Below are 20,587 nucleotides of genomic sequence, written 5' to 3' on the forward strand. Positions count from 1 at the left end.
GAGAGTTTAAACCACCGCCCCATGTCGAAGCTCGATCGCTATCTCCTGCGTGATTTCGTCCAGAGTTTCCTGGCCACCCTGATCGTGTTGCTGGTGGTGAGCGTCGGTGGTGTCCTGGTGGACATCCTCGGCAACATCGCCGACGGCCGCCTGCCTGCCCGCCTGCTGTTCTCCCAGCTGGGCCTGCAGTTCATCGTCTATATGCCGCTGATCCTGCCGCTGGCGCTGATGCTGGGCCTGCTGCTGGCCACGGCCCGGCTGTACCGGGACTCGGAAATGGCGGTCATCACCGCCATCGGGGTCGGCCCCAAGCGCCTGCTGCGCCCGGTGCTGATGCTGGTGGTGCCGGTGGTCGGGCTGATCGCCCTGTGCTCGCTGTGGCTGGGCCCCTGGGCCGACCGCACCGGCGAGACGATGATCGACGAGGCCAACCGCAGCGTGGTCATGGCCGGCCTGGAGGCGGGCAAGTTCACCCCGCTGCCCAATGGCGGCGTGGTCTACCTCTCCTCGGTCTCCCCGGACGGCACCCAGCTGGGCAAGGTCTTCCTGCAGCGCCAGAAGGAGGACCGCCTCGAGGTGATCTCCGCCGATCACGGCCGGATGTACTTCGAAGGCGCCAAGCAGCGCTATCTGGAACTGGACGATGGCCACCAGGTGGAAGGCCCGGCCAATGGTGCGCTGGACTACAAGCTGATGACCTTCGCGCGCAACGACGTGGCCATGCCCGACGGTGCCGAGACCCGCAAGGACGATGACCCCGAGCTGCTGCGCACCACCCAGCTGTTCGGCGATGAACGCCCCGAGGCCCAGGCCCAGCTGCACTCGCGTATCGCCCCGCCGCTGATCGCGCTGGCCTTCGCCCTGATGACCCTGCCGCTGGCCCGCAGCTCGCCGCGCCAGCAGCGCTACGGCCGGATGATGCTGGCCTTCCTGGCCTACATGGTCGGCATGAACCTGATGTTCATCGGCACCCGCTGGATCGCCGATGGCAAGATCCCCGCCGTGGCGGGCCTGTGGTGGCTGACCCTGCCGCTGCTGTTCCTGGCCCTGTGGATGTATTTCCGCGACGGCAAACTGTCGCGCCCCCGGAGGACCGCATGAACGTGTTGCGCCCCATGCGGTTTGATCTGTACCTGGGCCGTGCCGTTTTCGGCACCGTCCTGCTGACCTGGGCGGTGCTGGTCGGCCTGGACGTGGTGATGGCCTTCTCCGGCGAGTTCAAGGATGTCGGCAAGGGCAGCTATACCCTTGGCCACGCCGCCGCCTGGGTGCTGTACACCGTGCCCCGCCGTGCCTACACCTTCTTCCCGACCGCCGCCGTGATCGGCGCGCTGATGGGGCTGGGCCAGCTGGCCGCCACCTCCGAACTGACCGCGCTGCGTGCGCTGGGCCTGTCGCGCAAGCGGCTGAGCGTTTCGGTGGCGATCGCGCTGTCGCTGATGACCGCGGTGATGGTGTTCAGCGGCGAAACGCTGGGCCCTTGGGGCCAGAGCAAGGCCGACGACATCAAGATCAGCGCCAAGTGGGGCAGCAGCCTCAGCGCAGCCCGCTATTCGGGCGTATGGGCGCGCGAAGGCGACACCTTCCTCAATGCCCAGAGCGGCGATGAGCAGTTGCAGGCCGGCGGTGGCACGCGCCTGATCCTGCACGACGTGCGCCTGTACAAGATCGCCGACGACGGCCGCCTGGCCTCGCTCACCTATGCGACTACCGCCGAGCACGGCGCCGACGGCTGGGTGTTGAACAAAGTCCGCCGCGACACGTTCGGTGAGCGTTCGGCCACCCGCGAGACGGCCGAGTCCGAGCCGTGGGATTCACGCCTGGATGCGGCGGCGCTGGCCAGCGGCATTTCCAAGCCGCGCAACCTGACGGCGATGGATCTGCGCACCAGCATCGAGTACCGCAAGCGCAATGGGCTGGACGCGCGCGATTACGAGGATGTGTACTGGAGCCGCTGGTTCTATCCGATCAATGTGCTGGCGCTGTGCCTGGCGGCGGTGCCGTTCGCGTTCGGTTCGCTGCGCAGCGGTGGCATGGGCAAGCGCTTGTTCCTGGGCATTCTGTTCGCGCTGGGCTTCTGGTTGCTGCAGTTGTTCTTCGGGCGCATGGCAGGTGCGTTGAAGTTCGATTACCGGATTGCGTATGCGCTGCCCCCGATCGTGATGATGGTGGTATCCGGGTTGTTGTTCCGACGAAAGTCGGGCTGATTTTTCTGCTCGAGCGGAAGATGTCAAACGCTGCAAGAGCCAAAGACCAAAGCCAAAGACCAAAGCCAAAGCGGCCACCATGATCTCTCAGGCAGGCGCGACGGGCTCACCATTCCGGGACCCGCCGCAAGTCCCGCTCCGCGGCCGGCCCAGCTGCTGGCGGCTGTGCGTTCGACCGGATGCGAGGCAGTGCCTCGCGAGCCATCCGCTCTCACCCATGTAGGCTCGTGTGCTGCCATCCATGGCAGCACACGGTCCCGGCCTGGTAATCCCGCCGCGCCTCCGACAGTGTGCTGGTGGGGGAGGGAGAGCAGCCGGGCATGGCCCGGCTCTACCGTCCTGATGGGTTGGCGCAGTGCTTCGGTAACCGAACAACCCGCGTCCCGCTGGCCCGGTCATGCCAGGTCAACCGCTGCCGATCCACCAGCGCCCACCAGAACCCCAGGCCGGCCGTCAGCACCGACAGGGACCCCACCGCATACCGCAGCCACAACTGCCTGCGCGTCGGCCCTGTGTCGTCCAGCGACACCACCCGCAACCGCCACGGCCGCATCCCCAGCGTCTGCCCGCCGCGGCGCCAACTCATCGTCGCGTACAGGCCTGTCACGACCCAGCAGCATGCCCACAACGCCCACTGCCACGCGCTGAACGGGGCGATGTTCTCCCGCGCTGCGTGACCGCTGATCGTGTAGACCGCCACGAACACCGCCCCCAGCAGCATCCACAGCGCCAGGGCGGGGAAGAAGTCGTACAACAGTGACAACAGACGCCACAGCAGCAACGATGCAGGGCGATCAGCAGCGGGGGACGACAGCGCGGTATCGGTCATGACCCGGAGCATACCCGGCCCGCTGCCCGCGTTCGATGGCCCACGCACGGCCTGCTCCGTATGCTGTGCGCATGTCCGATGCCACCACCCCCGCACTGCGCCGCCAGCTCATCCAGCACCTGCCCGAGCTGCGCGACGACGACAACGTCCGCATCCAGCGCTTCCTCGACACGGCCTGGGCCGAACACGGCCTCGCGCGTGCCAGTCTGGACAGCTACCGGCGCGATCTGGAAGGTCTCGCGCGCTGGCGCGATGGCGCGGCCGGGGGGCTGGCCGGTCTCGATCGCGCCGGGCTGTTCGACTACCTGGCCTGGCGCTCCCGCCATGGCTGGTCGCCGCGCAGCAATGCCCGCCTGCTTTCCGCGCTGCGGGCCTTCTTCGCCGATGCGGTCCGCCGCGGCGAGCGCAGCGATGACCCCAGTGCGTTGCTCGATCCGCCGAAGCTGCCGCGGCTGCTGCCCAAGGCGCTGGCCGAAAGCCAGATCGATGCGCTGTTGGCCAGTCCCGACATCGACACGCCGCTTGGGCTGCGCGACCGCGCCATGCTGGAGTTGATGTATGCCGCGGGCCTGCGCGTCAGCGAACTGGTCAACCTGCCGGCCAATGCCGTGAATCTGCGCCAAGGTGTGCTGCGCGTGACCGGCAAGGGCAGCAAGGAACGGCTGGTTCCGCTGGGGGAAGAATCCCAGCACTGGCTCGAACGTTATCTGGCCGAATCGCGCCCGCAGCTCACCGGCAAGCGCAACGTGCCGACGCCACAGGACGGCGCTGTGCCGATGTTTTTGGAGCCCTCCCTGCATCCCTTGAGCCGCCAGCAGTTCTGGGGGCTGGTGAAGAAGTACGCGGTGCTGGCCCGGATCGACCCCGCCCGGATCAGTCCCCATGGCCTGCGCCACAGCTTCGCCACCCACCTGCTCAACCGGGGCGCCGATCTGCGCGCCCTGCAGATGCTGCTCGGCCACAGTTCGCTGTCCACCACCCAGATTTACACGCTGGTGGCCCGCGAGCACCTGCAGAAGCTGCACGCCAAGCACCACCCGCGCGGCTGAGGCGGGGCCAAACGCGGCCGCGCCTCACCGTTCCACTGCGGTCCAGCTGCGTGAGCAGGCAGCTGTGCGAGAATCCAGCCTGACCTCTTACACCGGAATGCTCGATGCTCCGTGTTGCCATTGCGGCGCTCTTCGGCGCGCTCAGCCTGTCTGCCTGCGCGCAGCAACCGTCCGCTCCGGCGGCCAAGACCACTGCCGCCACCCCGGCCACTGCCGGTGATGCCGACCAGCGCGTGCGCACCGCGCTGCAGCAGCTGGACCCCACCTTCCAGCCTGATTTCATCGGGGCCGCGCCGTTTGCCGGTTTCCGCGAGGTGCTGGTCGGTGGCCAGGTGCTGTACGTCTCTGATGACGGCCGCTACCTGATGCAGTCCCAGCCGTACGACATCCAGAACAAGGCGCCGGTCAGCAGCCAGGGCCTGCTCAGCTACCGCCGCAAGCTGCTCGATGGCGTGCCGCACAACGAGCGCATCGTGTTTGCCGCGCCGAATGCCAAGTACACCGTCAGCGTCTTCACCGACATCGAGTGCGGCTACTGCCGCAAGCTGCACCAGGACATCGCCGAGCTCAACCGCAACGGCATCACCGTGGAATACCTGGCCTTCCCGCGCATGGGCCTGGGCAGCCAGGACTACACCGACATGATCTCGGTCTGGTGCGCTGCCGACCGCAAGCAGGCCCTGACCGCCGCCAAGACCGGCAAGGCCGTCACCCCGAAGAACTGCACCAATCCGGTGGCCATGCAGTACAAGCTCGGCCAGCAGATGGGCGTCAACGGCACCCCGGCGATCTTCGCCGCCGATGGAACCCAGCTCGGTGGCTACCTGCCGCCGGCGCAGCTCAAGGCCGCGCTGGAACGTGTCTCGGCAGGCGGCAGCCGCTGAAGACAGAACGCCCCGGCCAGGCCGGGGCGTTTTCGTTGTTGCGATCAACGCGGCGCGTCCCTGCGGGATCCGCGAGGCAGCGCCCCGTGTCAGGCGGGCTTACTTCAAGCCGTCACTGATCGCCTTGGTCAGGGTGCCCTGCGCATCATCGCCGCTGAACTCCCAGAAGAATGCACCGCCCAGGCCCTGTGCTTTCACATAGCCCATCTTCTCGGTGACCATCGCGGGCGTATCCAGACTCCAGAACGTGGTGCCGTTGGAGATCCACGTGGCCTTGGCGACGTTGTCGGTGTACACCGGCCAGTTGAGGGTCTTCAGCACCTTCCAATCTTCGATACCGGCTTCGTACGTGCCCGGTGCCGCGCCGCTGGCGCTCTTGTAGAGCCCATTGTTGCCGCTGGCCACGCCGGTCCAGCCACGCCCGTAGTAGCCGATGCCCAGGTTCAACTTGCTGGCCGGTACCCCGCGGCTGAGGAAGGCTTCCATCGCATCGTTGCTGTTGTAGAGCTTCTGGTCGCCGGTGGAGGGATCAGCCGGTGAATCGAACAGGGCCGAGTGATGGTTGGTCTGCGGATCCCATGCGCCGTGGAAGTCGTAGGTCATCACGTTGATGAAATCCAGGTACGGGTGGTAGCTGGCCGGATCGGTCACCCGGATCTTGTCCACGCCTGCGCCCACGGCCACCGTCAGCAGCAGCCCGGGCCGCACTGCGTCGAGCTGGCGGCGGAATTCGGCCAGCAGGGCGGTGAAGTTGGCATTGTCGGCCGGTGTGCCGCAGCTCAACCCGCAGGCCACCGGGTACTCCCAGTCGATGTCGATGCCATCGAACACGCCGAGTGCCGCACCCGCGCCGCCGGCACCATCGGCGACCGGCAGGTTGCCCTTGATGTAGGCATCGATGCACGAGGCCACGAACGCCTGCCGGTTGGCCGGCTGCGCTGCGCTGGAGAACCCGCGCGACCAGGTCCAGCCGCCGAGCGAGATCAGCACCTTGATGTTCGGGTGTTTGGCCTTGAGCTGCTTGAGCTGGTTCCAGTTGCCACGCAGCGGCTGGTCCCAGGTATCGCCGACGCCACTCACGCTGGCCCCGGCAGCGAAGGATTTGCCGTAATCAGCGTACGCATCGCCGCCCACGCCGGTGTTCGGGTCGGAGGCCTGGGTCACGCCCACTTCGCAGCGGTTGTTGCGCACGTTGCCGAAGGCGTAGTTGATGTGGGTCCGCTTCGCTGCCGAGCCGCTGGTATCGATGTTCTTGACCTGGTAGTTGCGGCCGTAGATGCCCCATTGGGTGAAGTAGCCGATCACCCGCTTGTTGCCGCCGCCCCCGCCATCGGCGGCCGTGGTCACGCTGATCGAACTGCTCTGCGCCGACGCATTCCCGGCGTTGTCACGCGCGCGCGCCGTGTAGGTGTAGGCCGTGCTCGCGGTGAGGCCGCCGTCGGTGTACTGGGTGGCACTCGGCGAGCCGACCAGGCTGCCGTTGCGGTACACGTCGTAGCCGGCCACGCCGCTGCCGCCGCTGTTGTCGGTGGCGGCATTCCAGGCCAGGTTCACCGTGGTGGCGGTCCTGGAAGGTGAAGCCAGCCCACCCGGCACGCTGGGCGGCGTGGTGTCGTTGCTGGCTGCGGTGACGGTCACGCTGACCGTGGCCGAGGAGGTCACCGCATTGTTGTTGTCGGTGGCCACCGCCTTGAAGGTGTGGCTGCCCGCCGAGGCATTGCTCCAGACCACGCTGTACGGCGCGCTGGTGTCGATGCCCAGCGAGGTGCCGCCGCGGAAGAATTCCACCTTGCTGACGCTGCCGTCGGTATCGCTGGCGTTGGCGCTCACGGTGATGTTGCTGCCGGCGGTGAAGCTGGCCCCGGCGGTGGGCGAGGTCAGGCTGACGGTGGGCGGTTGGTTGCTGCCGCTGCCATCGCAGGCGCCCAGGTTGGTGTAGTAGGGCGCGCCGGCCGGGTGGTCCGGCGGTGCGTTCCAGATGTCCTGGTTGGCGCGGTACAGCACGCCTCCCTTCTGCAGGGTCTGGCCGGCCAGATAAATGGCCGCGCCGTTCCATTCGGGCGCCCCGGTACAGTTCGCGGCCTGCACCAGGGTGGGCGTGCCGGCCGCAGCGGCCAAGGCCAGGGCCAGCAGCCAGCGCCGCGGACGCAGGGTGGGGGCTGGGGAGGTAGACGATGTCACTGCACGGCGCGCAATCGGGTCTGGCATGGTCGGTCTCCGATCAGGTGGTGTGCGCATGCCGCCGGGATGGCGGCATGCGTGCAGCAGTTCCGGACGCCGGTGAGAGAGGCCGGCAACGACATGGGGGACGGACGGCACCTGGCCGTGGGCCAGGTGGTGATAACGTTGTCATGTAATCGGCGGCCAATCCGTGAACCAGTGCATGGTTCGGGTGTGAACTGGGCTGGGCACCGCCTGGGCCTGCCGATCCCCGGGGCCGGGCCGCGGCGGCCGAGTTGGGTACAATAGTGGGCCCCGTTCCCAACCACGGTTCCCCGGACATGATGGTCCTCGAGGGCGCATCCGCCCTTTCGCCGTTCCGCCGCGAACGCCTTGAATCCCGCCTGCAGTCCCTGGCCGCCGATCTGCGCATCACCGGTGCCTGGCATGTCTACTTCATCCAGACCGAGGGCGATGCGGCCCCGGACCCGGCGATCCTGAGCCGGATCCTGGAAGCCCAGCCCGCGCTGGCCGGGCGTGAGGACGGGGCGGTATCGCGCTTCGTGGTGCCGCGGTTGGGCACGCTGTCGCCGTGGTCGAGCAAGGCCACCGAGCTGGTCCGCGGTGCCGGGCAGCCGATCCGCCGGGTCGAACGTGGCCTGCGTATCGATCTGGCCGGATGGCCGGCCGACGCGGCCGCGCAGGAAGCGGTGATCCGCGCGCTGCACGACCCGATGACCCAGTCCGTGCTGGCCGAGACCGCGCAGGCGCAGGCGCTGTTCAGCGCCCCGGCCCGCGGTGAGCTGGAACGGATCGCGCTGGATGACCTGGAAGCGGCCAACACCCGCCTCGGCCTGGCGATGGCCCAGGACGAGATCGACTACCTGCGCCAGCGCTTCGGCGAACTGGGCCGCAAGCCGTCGGACGTGGAACTGATGATGTTCGCGCAGGCCAACTCCGAGCACTGCCGCCACAAGATCTTCAATGCCAGCTGGACCATCGACGGTGCCGAGCAGTCGCACTCGTTGTTCCGGATGATCAAGAACACCCACCAGCAGACCCCGCAGCACACGCTGAGCGCCTACAGCGACAACGCCGCGGTGGTCGCCGGTTTCCCGGCCGCGCGCTATCGCCCGGACCCGGCCAGCGGCCAGTACCGCAGCGAGGCCGTGGTCGATTCGGCGTTCTGCATCAAGGTGGAAACGCACAACCACCCGACCGCGATCGCCCCGTTCCCGGGTGCGGCCACCGGTGCGGGCGGCGAAATCCGCGATGAAGGTGCGACCGGCCGCGGCGGCAAGCCCAAGGCCGGCCTGACCGGCTTCTCGGTCTCGCATCTGCGCATCCCGACCCTGCCGCAGCCGTGGGAAGCGCCGCGCGCGCTGAACCCGCGCATGGCACCGGCGCTGGACATCATGCTGGACGGCCCGCTCGGCGGCGCCGCCTTCAACAACGAGTTCGGCCGCCCGAACCTGCTCGGTTACTTCCGCAGCTTCGAACTGCCCGAAGGGCAGGGCCTGACCCGCGCTTATGACAAGCCGATCATGCTGGCTGGTGGCCTGGGCGCGATCGACCAGAACCAGGTCGAGAAGCTGCGCCTGCAGCCCGGCGACGCGGTGATCGTGCTCGGCGGCCCGGCGATGCTGATCGGCCTGGGCGGTGGTGCCGCCAGCTCGGTGGCCTCCGGTGAGAGCGCCGAAGACCTCGATTTCGCCAGCGTGCAGCGCGACAACCCGGAAATGGAACGTCGCTGCCAGGAAGTGATCGACCGCTGCGTCGCGCTCGGCCTGGACAATCCGATCCGCTGGTTCCATGACGTCGGCGCCGGTGGCCTGTCCAACGCGATTCCCGAACTGCTGCACGACTCCGGCGTGGGTGGCGTGATCGATCTGGGCAAGGTGCCCGCCGATGACCCGTCGCTGTCGCCGATGCAGTTGTGGTGCAACGAATCGCAGGAACGTTATGTACTCGGCGTGCCGCAGGCGCGTCTGGCCGAGTTCGCCGCGCTGTGTGCGCGCGAACGTTGCCCGTTCGCCGCCGTTGGCGTCGCCACGGCTGAAGAGCGGCTCGTCGTGGCGTACGGCGCTACCGTGGGCAATACCCCGGTGGATGCCCCGATCGATCTGCCGATGGACGTGCTGTTCGGCAAGGCGCCGAAGATGCACCGCGACACCGTGCACCCGTCGGCGCCGCGCTGGCCGGCGCTGAAGACCGCGGGGCTGGACCTGCACGAAGCGGGTCTGCGCGTGCTGGCCCATCCCTCGGTGGCCTCGAAGAACTTCTTGGTCACCATCGGTGACCGCAGCGTCGGTGGCCTGACCGCACGCGAACAGATGATCGGCCCGTGGCAGCTGCCGCTGGCCAACGTCGCCATCACCTTGGCCGGTTTCGACACCGTGGCCGGCGAAGCGATGTCGATCGGCGAGCGCACCCCGCTGGCGCTGCTGGATGCGGCCGCGTCGGCGCGCATGGCGGTCGGTGAAGCGATCACCAACCTGTGTGCGGCGCCGGTGGATGCACTGGAAACGGTGAAGCTGTCGGCCAACTGGATGGCCGCGGCGGGCCATCACGGCGAAGACGCGCTGCTGTATGACGCGGTGCGTGCGGTCGGCATGGAGCTGTGCCCGCAGCTGGACCTGAGCATTCCGGTCGGCAAGGACTCGCTTTCCATGCAGGCGCAGTGGCAGGACAACGGGCAGGCGCACAAGTCGGTGTCGCCGGTGTCGCTGGTGATCTCGGCGTTCGCGCCGGTTGCCGATGCGACCGGCCAGCTGACCCCGCTGCTGGACCGTGACGCCGACAGCGAGCTGTGGCTGATCGGCCTGGGCGCTGGCAAGCAGCGTCTGGGCGGCTCGATCCTGGCCCAGGTGCACGCCGACCATTCCGCGCTGCCGGCCTTCGCCGGTGCCGTGCCGGATCTGGACGATGCACAGCGCCTGCGCGCGTTCTTCGAACTGATCCGCGATGCGCGCCAGGCCGGCCTGCTGTTGGCATACCACGACCGCAGCGATGGCGGTGCGTTTGCCGCGCTGTGCGAGATGGCCTTCGCCTCGCGCCTGGGCCTGGACATCACCCTGGATGCCTGGGGCGATGATCCGTTCCGCAGCCTGTTCAATGAAGAGCTGGGTGCGGTGGTGCAGATCGCCAAGGAAGACCGCGCCGCGTTTGCTGATCTGGTCGAACGCCATGCACTGACCGAATGCGCGCAGCGCATCGCGCGTCCGACCACCGCCCCGGTGGTGCGTGTCTCGCTGCAGGGCGAAAGCCTGGTCGAGTGGCGCTGGGAAGCGCTGTTCGATGCCTGGTGGTCGGTCACCCACGCCATGCAGAAGCTGCGCGACAACCCGGACAACGCCGACCAGGAGCGTGCGATCGCGCGCAACTTCAACGCGCCGGGCCTGAAGCCCAAGCTGACCTTCGATATCAACGAAGATGTGGCGTCGCCTTTCATCAACACCGGCGCACGTCCGCGCGTGGCGGTGCTGCGCGAGCAGGGTGTCAACGGCCAGATCGAAATGGCGAACGTCTTCGAACGTGCCGGCTTCAGTTCGTTCGATGTGCATATGAGCGACCTGATCGAAGGCCGTGTCGCGCTGTCCGATTTCACCGGCCTGGTGGCCTGTGGCGGCTTCAGCTACGGCGACGTGCTCGGTGCCGGCCGCGGCTGGGCCACCTCGGTGCTGGAGCGCAGCGCGCTGCGCGATGCCTTCGCGGCGTTCTTCGCCCGCGAAGACAGCTTCGCGCTGGGTGTGTGCAACGGCTGCCAGATGATGAGCCAGCTCAAGGACATCATCCCCGGTGCCGAGCACTGGCCGCAGTTCCGCCGCAACCGCAGCGAGCAGTTCGAAGCGCGCACCGCGCTGCTGGAAGTGGTGGAATCGCCGTCGATCCTGCTGCGTGGCATGGCCGGTTCACGCCTGCCGGTCGCGGTGGCACATGGCGAAGGCCAGGCGGTGTTCGCCAATGCGGTCGATCAGGCGGCGGCGCGCGTGTCGCTGCGTTACATCGATGGCGACGGCAACGTAGCCACCCAGTACCCGCTGAATCCGAACGGCTCGCCCGACGGCATCACCGGCCTGACCACCACCGATGGCCGCACTACGATCATGATGCCGCACCCGGAACGCACCCCGCGTGCGATCAACCACAGCTGGCATCCGCAGGACTGGAACGGCGATTCGCCGTGGCTGCGGATGTTCCGCAACGCAAGAGTATGGTGCGGCTGATACTGCGCATCGCCTCCCATTCGAGGCAGTGAAAACCGCGTGAAGAAACCGCCGGCTTGCCCGGCGGTTTTCCTTTGTACGCCCCACAACATGATCGGCAGCAATGAGTTACATCGCGTTACAACGTGAAATGACGTTATCGCCGTTACTCACATGTATCTAACAAAATCCTTCAATAACGCGTGGTTTTTGTGACGCACTTCGCGGTCATATGAATTTCAATGTCAAAGTCTTGACGTTGTTCAAACTGTACGTTAACACTGCATCCTCATTTCGACAGCGTTCAGTTCCACAGTAACCGCATGGATGGCGTGCACGCTGTAGGTATCTGCCAGCCATTGCGCACAACGCAGTAAATCAAGCGAAAAAACGCCCCCAGGGGACGTTGGACCACGCGGTCCGGCGTTGGCGTCGCTTTGCCTAAAACCAGCCTAATCAGGAGCCGCATCGATGAATCGGATTTATCGCAAGGTCTGGAACAAAGCACTGGGGCAGATGGTCGTCGCCTCGGAATTGGCCAGCAGCCAGTCCTCGGGTGTCGTCATCGATCAGCGCCGAACCTCTGGCGGACGCAACACCGCACTGCTCTGCGCCGCCATCGCGTTGACGCTGGGAGTGGGCATGGCAGGCGGCGCGCAGACAGCGCGTGCGCAGTCGGTGGAGGTGGGTGGGAACGCGAACTGCGTGGTTCTGAACAGCACGGTCATCGACAGCTGTGTCGTTGATGGCAATGCCACCGCCTCGGGCACCAATGCGGTGGCGATCGGCAGCAACAGCACGGCCTCCGGGGCGAACAGCGTGGCGCTGGGCGCCGGCTCGAAGACCAACCGCGCCAACACGGTATCGGTGGGTGATGCGGGCAAGGAACGGCAGGTTACCAACGTGGCCGCCGGCACCGCCGCCACGGATGCGGTGAACAAGGCACAGCTGGACAAGGTTGCAGTGGCAGCCGAAGGCGCGACCCGCTATTTCAAGGCCGACGGTGACGGCAACGATGCCGACGCGGCGAAGATCGATGGCGAAGGTGCACTGGCCGCAGGGGCGAGCGCCAACGCGGACGGTGACGGCGCAACGGCGCTGGGCCACAGCAGCCAGGCCATCGGCAATGCGACCACCGCAGTGGGCAGCGAAGCACTCGCGGTCGGCCTCGGGGCAAGTTCGTTCGGCCAGGGCAGCCTGGCCTTCGGTGATGCGAGCATCGCGCTCGGCCAGAGCGCTGCGGCGTTCGGTCTGGGCGATGTCGCGCTCGGTGCATCGGCAGTGGCGGCCAGTGAAAACGGCGCGGCCACCGCGATTGGCGGTCTTGCCGAAGCCAGCGCCGATGGCGCGACCGCGATTGGTGGCGGCGCACTCGCCATCGGCCCGGGCAGCACCTCGCTGGGCCGCGGCGCGGCCAGTGCCGGCGAAGCGTCGGTGGCGGTCGGTGCGTTCAGCGTCGCGGTCGCCGATTTCAGTGCGACGCTCGGTGCGAATTCCGCTGCGGTTGCGGTAGGCAGCGTGGCGCTCGGCGCCGGCTCGTACGCCGATCGCGTCGACACGGTGTCGGTCGGCAATGCGCAGAACGGCCTGCGCCGCCAGATCACCAATCTCGCCGACGGCACCGATGACAGCGATGCGGTGAACAAGGCGCAGCTCGATGCCGTCGGCGGCGTCGCCGCCAACACGGACAAGTACTTCCAGGCCACCGGCAGCAGCGACAGCGATGCCGGTGCCTTCGCGGCAGGCGACAACGCTACGGCGATCGGTGAAGCATCCAACGCGCTGGCCGACGGTGCGACCGCGCTCGGCAGCGGCGCCACGGTGACCGCGCAGAACGCAACGGCGGTCGGTTACAACGCCAGCGCCACCGGCCAGAACAGCGCGGCCTTCGGCACCAATGCGCAGGCCAATGGCCCGGGCAGCGTGGCGGTCGGCGGTGCTGCGGTGGATGCCGATGGCAATCCGCTGATCACCAATGGCGGCGTACCGGTCGATACCGGCGCGACCAGCGCCGGCGTGGGCGGCACGGCGGTCGGTGCAAGTGCGGAAGCCTCCGGGTTCGCTGCGTCGTCCTACGGCGTCGGCGCGTACGCGGCCGGTGCACAGGCGTCGGCCTTCGGCGCGGTGGCCAACGCCACCGGCGACTATTCCACTGCGGTCGGGACGCAGAGCGTGGCGACCGGCAACAGCAGCACGGCCATCGGTGGCCCGGCGGATCTGCTGCCGGGGCTGGGCTTCTTCGTGCAGACCCAGGCCAGCGGCGAAGCCGCCACGGCCGTCGGCGCAGGTGCGATCGCCAGCGGTGATTACGCCGTGGCCAACGGCACCCTGAGCGAAGCCTCGGGCACTGAAGCCACCGCCGTGGGCTACTTCGCCTATGCCCCGGGTGAGGGCGCCACTGCACTCGGCGCGGAGACCTGGGCCAGCGGGGAACTGAGCACGGCGGTCGGTTTCTACAGCACCGCGCGCGGCGCCAACAGCGTTGCCCTCGGCGCCAACTCCACCGCCACCCGTGACAACACGGTCTCGGTCGGTGACGTCGGCAACGAGCGCCAGATCACCAGCGTCGCAGCCGGTACCGAAGCCACGGACGCGGTCAACAAGGCACAGCTTGATGCCGTCGCGACGTCGGCCTCGGCGACCTCGGCGCAGTTCAAGGCGAACGGTGCGGCCGGCGGTGTGGTCGGTGCCTTCGCCGAGGGTGAGGATGCGCTGGCGGCCGGTGAGGCCAGCAATGCGCTGGGTGCCGGTGCCACGGCGGTCGGCGGCGGCGCGACCGCGGTCGGCGATGACACTGTCGCGCTGGGCCGCAACAGCAGCGCCACCGGCAATGGCAGTGTCGCCATCGGTGGGCTGGGCCAGGCCTATGACGAATACAACCAGCCGCTGGTCGATGACCAGGGCAATGCGATCCTGATCGGTGCGACCGCGGCGCCGGACAGCGTGGCGGTCGGTGCCGGTGCTCAAGCTACCGGCACCACCAGCAACGCCTTCGGCAGCGGCGCGCAGGCCACCGGCAGCAACAGCCTGGCCAGCGGCTACAAGGCCCGCGCGACCGGCGATTACAGCGTGGCGCAGGGCGACAATGCCTTCGCCAGTGGCGAAGAAACCACGGCCACCGGTGCCTATGCATGGGCCACTGCCGATGGCGCCACCGCCTTCGGTTCCAGTGCATGGGCGACCGAAGCCAACGCGACCGCAGTCGGCCAGTCGGCCTGGGCCAGCGGCACTGGATCGACCTCGATCGGCTACAACAGCTGGGCGCGCGGCAGCAGTTCCACCGCGCTCGGCCGTGGTGCCTTCGGCTACGGCGACAACAGCGTAGCCGTAGGATTCCAGGCCCTGGGCAACAGCATCAACACCATCGCCATCGGCACCAATGTGGTGGCCGGCGGTGAAAGCGCGATCGGTATCGGCGCCGGCAGCAATGCCAGTGCGTCCAACAGCGTGGCGCTCGGCGCGGGTGCGGTCGCTGATCGTGCCTACACCGTCTCGGTCGGCAACGATGGCCGGCAGCGCCAGATCACCCAGGTCGCCGCCGGTACCGAAGGCAGTGATGCGGTCAATCTCGATCAGCTGAGCGCAGCCACCGATCAGTTCCAGGCCAGCGGTGATGGTGTTGCCGTCGCCGGTGGCGAGGAGAGTGTGGCCGCCGGCGCGAACGCGGCGACTGATGGCAACTACGCCACTGCCGTGGGCTCGAGCAGCTTCGCGGCCGGTACCGGCGCATCGGCTGTCGGCAGTGGTGCCTTTGCCTTGGCCGACAACGCCAGTGCCCTCGGCTTCAACGCCGTTGCCAGCGGTGCCAACGCAAGCGCAACCGGTGCCAACGCACAGGCGAGCGCCGAATACGCAACGGCCAGCGGCGCCGAAAGCCTGGCCTCGGGTGAGCAGAGCACCGCGACCGGTGCGGCCAGCGTCGCCTCTGGTGCCGGCAGTCTGGCCGGTGGCGCGCTGTCCGACGCGGCGGGTGAAGAGTCGGTGGCCCTGGGCTACTTCAGCAGCGCCAGCGGTGAGGGTGCGACGGCCGTCGGCGCGGAAAGCGTGGTCAGCGGCACCCTCTCGGCGGGTTACGGGTTCGCCTCCGAAGCGACCGCCAACTACACCACCGCGATCGGCGGGTATGCCGTGGCCTCGGCTTTCAACGCCACCGCGCTGGGCAGCTTCGCGCAGGCGACCGGCTCCAACAGCGTGGCCCTCGGTGGTGATGCTGAAGCCTCCGGAGCCTACAGCACCGCCACCGGCCAGGGCAGCCTGGCCAGTGGCATCAACAGCGTGGCCGTCGGTGGTGCGCTGTTCGGCCTGCTGCCTACCGAAGCGTCGGGCAATTACTCCACGGCTGTCGGTGGTGGAGCATGGTCGCCCGGCGTGAACAGCACCGCGCTCGGCAACGCAGCAACCTCCACCGGGGCCAACAGCGTTGCGCTGGGCGCGGACTCGATCGCCGACCGCGATGACAGCGTCTCGGTCGGCAGCGCCGATGCGCAGCGCCAGATCACCCACGTCGCCGCCGGTACCGACGGCACCGATGCGGTGAACGTGAACCAGTTGAATGCGGTGGCCGATGCGGCCGCCACCACTAGCAAGTTCTTCCAGGCCAGTGGCAGTGCCGACAGCGATGCCGGTGCCTACGTGGAAGGCGACAACGCGCTGGCTGCCGGTGAGGCCGCCAATGCCATCGGCAACGGCGCCACCGCGCTGGGCAGTGGCAGCACCGTGATCGCCAATGAATCCACCGCCCTGGGCTTCAATGCCACGGTCACCGGGGACAACGCCGTGGCGATCGGCAGCAACGCCAGCAGCAGTGCTGCCGGGGCAGTCGCCATCGGCGATCTGAGCGCGGCGTCCGGTGCGGCGTCCGTCGCCATCGGCGGTGGTTCGCTGTCGCAGGGCTTCGGTGCGGTCGCGATCGGCGCTGGCTCGGAGGCGGCAGGCCTGGCCGCGACGGCGGTCGGGTACGGTGCGTGGGCGCTGGGCCGCGAGTCCACCGCGATCGGCAACTTCGCCACCGCCGACGGCTGGCAGGCCAGCGCGTTCGGCGCCAATGCCAGTGCCGCCTTCTTCGGCACCGCGCTGGGCAGCAATGCGCAGGCGGGCGAGGTCGCCACGGCGGTCGGCCAGGGCACGCGTGCGGACATCGCCGGCGCCGCCTTCGGCGTGCAGGCCAACGCCGGCCAGTATGGTGTGGCGGTCGGCAACAACGCCGCCACCGCCGAGGACGGCGTGGCCGTAGGCTTCAACGCGTTGGCCGGTGCGGATGCGGGCAGCGTCACCCAGGGCATCCAGACCACGGCCATCGGCAGCGAAGCCTGGGCAACCGAAGACGGTGCCACCGTGGTGGGCTACAACAGCTACGCGCAGGCGCTGAACTCCACCGTGGTCGGCAGCAACACGTGGACCACCAAGGACGCCGACAACAGCGTCGCGCTCGGTGCCGGTTCGCTGGCCGACCGTGCCAACGCCGTGTCGGTCGGCGCCGCAGAAGCCTGGACAGACGCCGCGGGCGTGGTGCATGCGGCCATCGACCGGCAGATCACCAATGTCGGTGCCGGTACCGAAGACACCGATGCGGTCAACCTTGCGCAGTTGAAGGAGGTGGCGGCCACCGCCGAAGCCACCAGCAAGTACTTCCAGGCCAGCGGCAGCGACGACAGCGACGCCGGTGCCTACGTGGAAGGCGACAATGCGCTGGCTGCCGGTGAGGCCGCCAACGCCATCGGCAACGGCGCCAGCGCACTCGGCAGCGGCGCCACCGCCATCGCGGACAACGCCACGGCCGTCGGTTTCAATGCCCTGGCCAGCGCTGACGGCGCCGCGGCCCTGGGCAGTGACGCGCAGGCGACCGGCGAAGACAGCGTGGCGATCGGCAACGGCGCCAGTGCCAGCGAGATCGGTGCGAGCGCCACCGGCGCCGGTGCACAGGCCGGTGGTGCATACGCCACAGCGACCGGCAGCCAGTCCACGGCGGCCGGCCAGCAGGCCACCGCCAATGGCTTCCGCGCCAATGCCTCCGAAGCCGGTGCATCGGCCTTCGGCAGTTACAGCGAAGCGACCGGCCAGCTCTCGTCCGCGCTGGGCTACGGGGCGGTCGCCTCCAACGCCTACGCCGTGGCGGTGGGTGCGGCCTCGACGGCCTCCGGCGCTGGTGCGGTGGCGATGGGTGAGTACTCCGAAGCCACCGGCGATGAGAGCGTGGCGATCGGTGGCACGACCTTCTTCGGTCTGCTGCCGTCGCGCGCATCGGGTACCGGTGCCTCGGCCTTCGGTGCGGGCGCGTGGGCAACCGATGATTACGCCACGGCGATCGGCTGGAACTCGTGGGCCGATGCGGGCAATGCCACGGCACTGGGTGCCAGTGCCAGCGCGGAAGGCGTGAACAGTGTTGCGCTCGGCGCCGGTTCCACCGCGGATCGCGACAACTCGGTCTCGGTCGGCACCGCCACCGCGCAGCGGCAGATCACCAACGTCGCCGCTGGTACGGAAGGCACCGACGCGGTGAACGTCGATCAGCTCAGTGCGGTCGCCGATGTGGCCGAAACCACCAGCCGGTTCTTCCAGGCCTCGGGCAGCGGCAACGGCGATGACGTCGGCAGCTTCGTCGACGGGGCGTATGCCACTGCGGCGGGTGAGGCGGCCAATGCGTTCGGTACCGGGGCCTCGGCCTACGGCAGCGGCGCGCTGGCGTCGGGGCGCAATGCCTCTGCGTCGGGCTTCAACGCCTCGGCCACGGCCGACTCGGCGACCGCCATCGGTGGTGCGTTGTATTACGAAGATGAGAACGGCAACGTGTTGCTCGACAAGGCCACCAGCGCCAGCGCCGTCGGTGCCACCGCGCTCGGTGCGGGGGCGCAGGCCGACGGAAGCTTCAGCACCGCGACCGGTGCCGGTGCCACGGCGGCCGGGCTGCAGTCCTCTGCTTTCGGCTACAGCGCCGAAGCCGGCAGCGACTACAGCACCGCCGTCGGTACGTTCAGCGCGGCCAGCGGCGTGCGCACCACGGCGTTGGGCTACGGGGCCGAAGCCAGTGGCGATTACGCCTCCGCACTGGGCTGGGGCAGCGCCGCCTCGGGCAGCTACGCCAATGCGATCGGCTACGCATCACAGGCCAGCGGCGACAACAGTGTGGCTGCCGGTTCCAACGCCTGGGCAACCGCGGCACGCACCACGGCGGTCGGGCAGCTGGCCTGGGCGACCTCGCAGGGGTCCACCGCCATCGGCCAGGACAGCTATGCCTACAGCGGCATCAATGCCACCGCACTGGGCACCAGTTCGTCGGCCAGTGGTGCCGGCAGCGTCGCGCTCGGCGCCGGTGCCCGCACCAGTGAAGCCAACGTGGTCTCGGTCGGTGGCGGTAACGGCACCACCGGCCCGGCGACGCGGCGCATCACCAATGTCGGGGATGCGGTCAATGCCAGTGACGCGGTGACCAAGTCGCAGCTGGATTCGGTCGCTGCCACGGCCGATGCGGTCGGCAAGCACTTCCAGGCCAGCGGCAGCGGCGTGGCCACGGCCAGCGGCAGTGATGCACTCGCCGCCGGTTCCGGCGCCACCGCCAGCGCAACCCGCAGCAGTGCACTGGGTACCGCGGCGGTCGCCTCGGCCACCGGTGCCACGGCCGTCGGTGCCGATGCCTCGGCACGCGGTGCCAACAGCACCGTGATTGGTCGCCAGGCCTCGACCAATGCGACCAACGGCGTGGCGATCGGCAACGGTGCGTTCGCCAGCAACGGGGCCAACAGCATCGCGATCGGGTCGGCGGCAGGCGTCTCCGGTGCCAACGCGGTGGCATTGGGCGCCGGCTCGCGCGCGGTCGAAGCCAATGTGGTCTCGGTCGGTGGCGGCAACGGCACCGATGGCCCGGCGACACGCCGCATCGTCAATGTGGGTGCCGGTCGCATCGCGGCGGGCAGCACCGATGCGGTGACCGGCGGCCAGCTCAACACCACCAACCAGCGCGTGGGTGCGGTGGAAACCCAGGTCGGTGATATCGACACCCGGATCGGCTCGGTCGAGAACGTCACCGCCAATGCGCTGACCTACGACGACAGCAGCCGCGACACGCTCACCCTCTCGGGTCTGCAGGGCACCACGCTGGACAACGTCGGCAGCGGTTCGATCGCATCCGGCAGCCGCCAGGCGATCAACGGCGGGCAGTTGTTCCAGTCGCTCACCGATGTCGCCACCTTCCTCGGCGGCGGGGCCAGTGTCGGCATGCAGGGCGTGTTCGTTGCGCCGAACTATGTGATCCAGGGCGCGACGTACAGCAACGTAGGTGATGCACTGGGTGCGCTGGACCGCAAGGTCAGCGACCTCGATCAGCGTGTCGCCGGTGGCAGCAGTGGCAGTGCACGTGCACGGACTGCCTCGCTGGCGACTGCCAGCGTCGCAGCGGACACCAGCGCTGTGCAGGAGGCCAGCGTCATCAGCGCTGCCAGCGAAACCGTCGTCGCCAACGTGCAAGGCGCGCCGACCGCTGCAAGTGTCGGCAGCAGTCAGCCAATCAACGCGCCGGCGGCCGCACCTGCCGCCGTCAACGCGGTGGCGATGGGTGACGGTGCCGTCGCAAGCGGGGCCTCGGCCACGGCCATCGGCCAGGGCGCGACCGCCTCGGCGGCCAACTCGGTGGCGCTGGGCCAGGGCTCGGTCGCCGATCGTGCCGACACCGTCTCGGTCGGCAGCGTCGGCAACGAGCGACAGGTCGCCAACGTCGCGGCCGGTACGCAGGCCACTGATGCTGTCAACAAAGGCCAGCTGGATGGCGGCATCGCGACCGCCAACAGCTACACCGACCAGCGCTTCACCTCGATGGCCGACAGCTTCGACATCTACAAGGGCGAGATCGACCAGCGCCTGCGTCACCAGGACCGCCGCATCGATCGCCAGGGCGCGATGAGCGCGGCCATGCTCAACATGGCCACCAGCGCCGCCGGCGTGCGCACCCAGAACCGCGTCGGTGTCGGCGTCGGTTTCCAGGGCGGCGAATCGGCCCTGTCGCTGGGCTACCAGCGTGCGCTCAGCGAGCGCGCCACGGTGACCCTGGGCGGTGCCTTCAGCAGTGATGACAGCTCGGTCGGCGTGGGTGCCGGCTTTGGCTGGTAAGCCGTTTCAACGCGGGGCCGTGCGCGGCCCCGCCGCAACGCAATGCAAGGCCTGAGGGGGCGGGTCACGGGAACCCTGGCCAGGGCCGGCCAGGGAGCTCGCATGGAGTGTTGGCCTGAACAGTCGTTTGATCCATGACCTTGAAGAGGACGTC

Annotated in this window: 7 protein-coding genes and 2 pseudogenes; 7 read left to right on the forward strand and 2 right to left on the reverse strand. The window is 68.5% G+C overall.

Annotated features, from left to right (window positions below; translation table 11 throughout):
• Window positions 1-21 precede the first annotated feature (21 nt).
• Window positions 22-1,101, forward strand: a complete 1,080-nt coding sequence (gene lptF, locus C0R07_RS11855; protein WP_102788994.1) for an LPS export ABC transporter permease LptF — start codon at window positions 22-24, stop codon at window positions 1,099-1,101.
• The gene (gene lptG, locus C0R07_RS11860) at window positions 1,098-2,207 is read left to right on the forward strand and encodes an LPS export ABC transporter permease LptG (RefSeq protein WP_019182553.1); all 1,110 of its coding nucleotides are present in this window, start codon (window positions 1,098-1,100) and stop codon (window positions 2,205-2,207) included. Before lptF ends, lptG begins: the two co-directional genes overlap by 4 nt.
• A 331-nt stretch (window positions 2,208-2,538) precedes the next feature.
• On the opposite strand, the gene C0R07_RS11865 is transcribed toward lptG, so the two are convergent.
• A complete protein-coding gene (locus C0R07_RS11865; protein ID WP_102788995.1) occupies window positions 2,539-3,048 on the reverse strand; it encodes an RDD family protein in 510 nt (169 codons plus the stop codon).
• A 59-nt stretch (window positions 3,049-3,107) separates the two neighbouring features.
• On the opposite strand from C0R07_RS11865, the gene xerD reads away from it, so the two are divergent.
• Window positions 3,108-4,085, forward strand: a complete 978-nt coding sequence (gene xerD / locus C0R07_RS11870; protein ID WP_102788996.1) for a site-specific tyrosine recombinase XerD — start codon at window positions 3,108-3,110, stop codon at window positions 4,083-4,085.
• Between the two features lie 104 nt (window positions 4,086-4,189).
• Window positions 4,190-4,969 (forward strand): thioredoxin fold domain-containing protein, encoded by a 780-nt coding sequence (locus tag C0R07_RS11875; RefSeq protein WP_070471687.1) that lies wholly within the window; start codon window positions 4,190-4,192, stop codon window positions 4,967-4,969.
• 99 nt (window positions 4,970-5,068) lie between these two features.
• On the opposite strand, the gene C0R07_RS11880 is transcribed toward C0R07_RS11875, so the two are convergent.
• Window positions 5,069-7,177 (reverse strand): glycosyl hydrolase family 18 protein, encoded by a 2,109-nt coding sequence (locus C0R07_RS11880; protein WP_102788997.1) that lies wholly within the window; start codon window positions 7,175-7,177, stop codon window positions 5,069-5,071.
• A 293-nt stretch (window positions 7,178-7,470) separates the two neighbouring features.
• Between C0R07_RS11880 and purL the strand changes: the two genes are divergently transcribed.
• The 3 genes and pseudogenes from purL to C0R07_RS20305 form a co-directional block, all read left to right on the forward strand.
• Window positions 7,471-11,355: a phosphoribosylformylglycinamidine synthase gene (gene purL, locus C0R07_RS11885; RefSeq protein WP_102788998.1), complete on the forward strand. Its 3,885-nt coding sequence runs from the start codon at window positions 7,471-7,473 to the stop codon at window positions 11,353-11,355.
• Window positions 11,356-11,805: 450 nt separating this feature from the next.
• Window positions 11,806-17,703 (forward strand): annotated as a pseudogene (locus C0R07_RS11890) (ESPR-type extended signal peptide-containing protein); the annotation flags it as partial.
• Between the two features lie 27 nt (window positions 17,704-17,730).
• Window positions 17,731-20,433, forward strand: a pseudogene (locus tag C0R07_RS20305) (YadA family autotransporter adhesin); the annotation flags it as partial.
• Window positions 20,434-20,587 lie beyond the last annotated feature (154 nt).

The organism is Stenotrophomonas bentonitica (assembly GCF_002887735.1).
GTDB classification, from domain to species: domain Bacteria; phylum Pseudomonadota; class Gammaproteobacteria; order Xanthomonadales; family Xanthomonadaceae; genus Stenotrophomonas; species Stenotrophomonas bentonitica_A.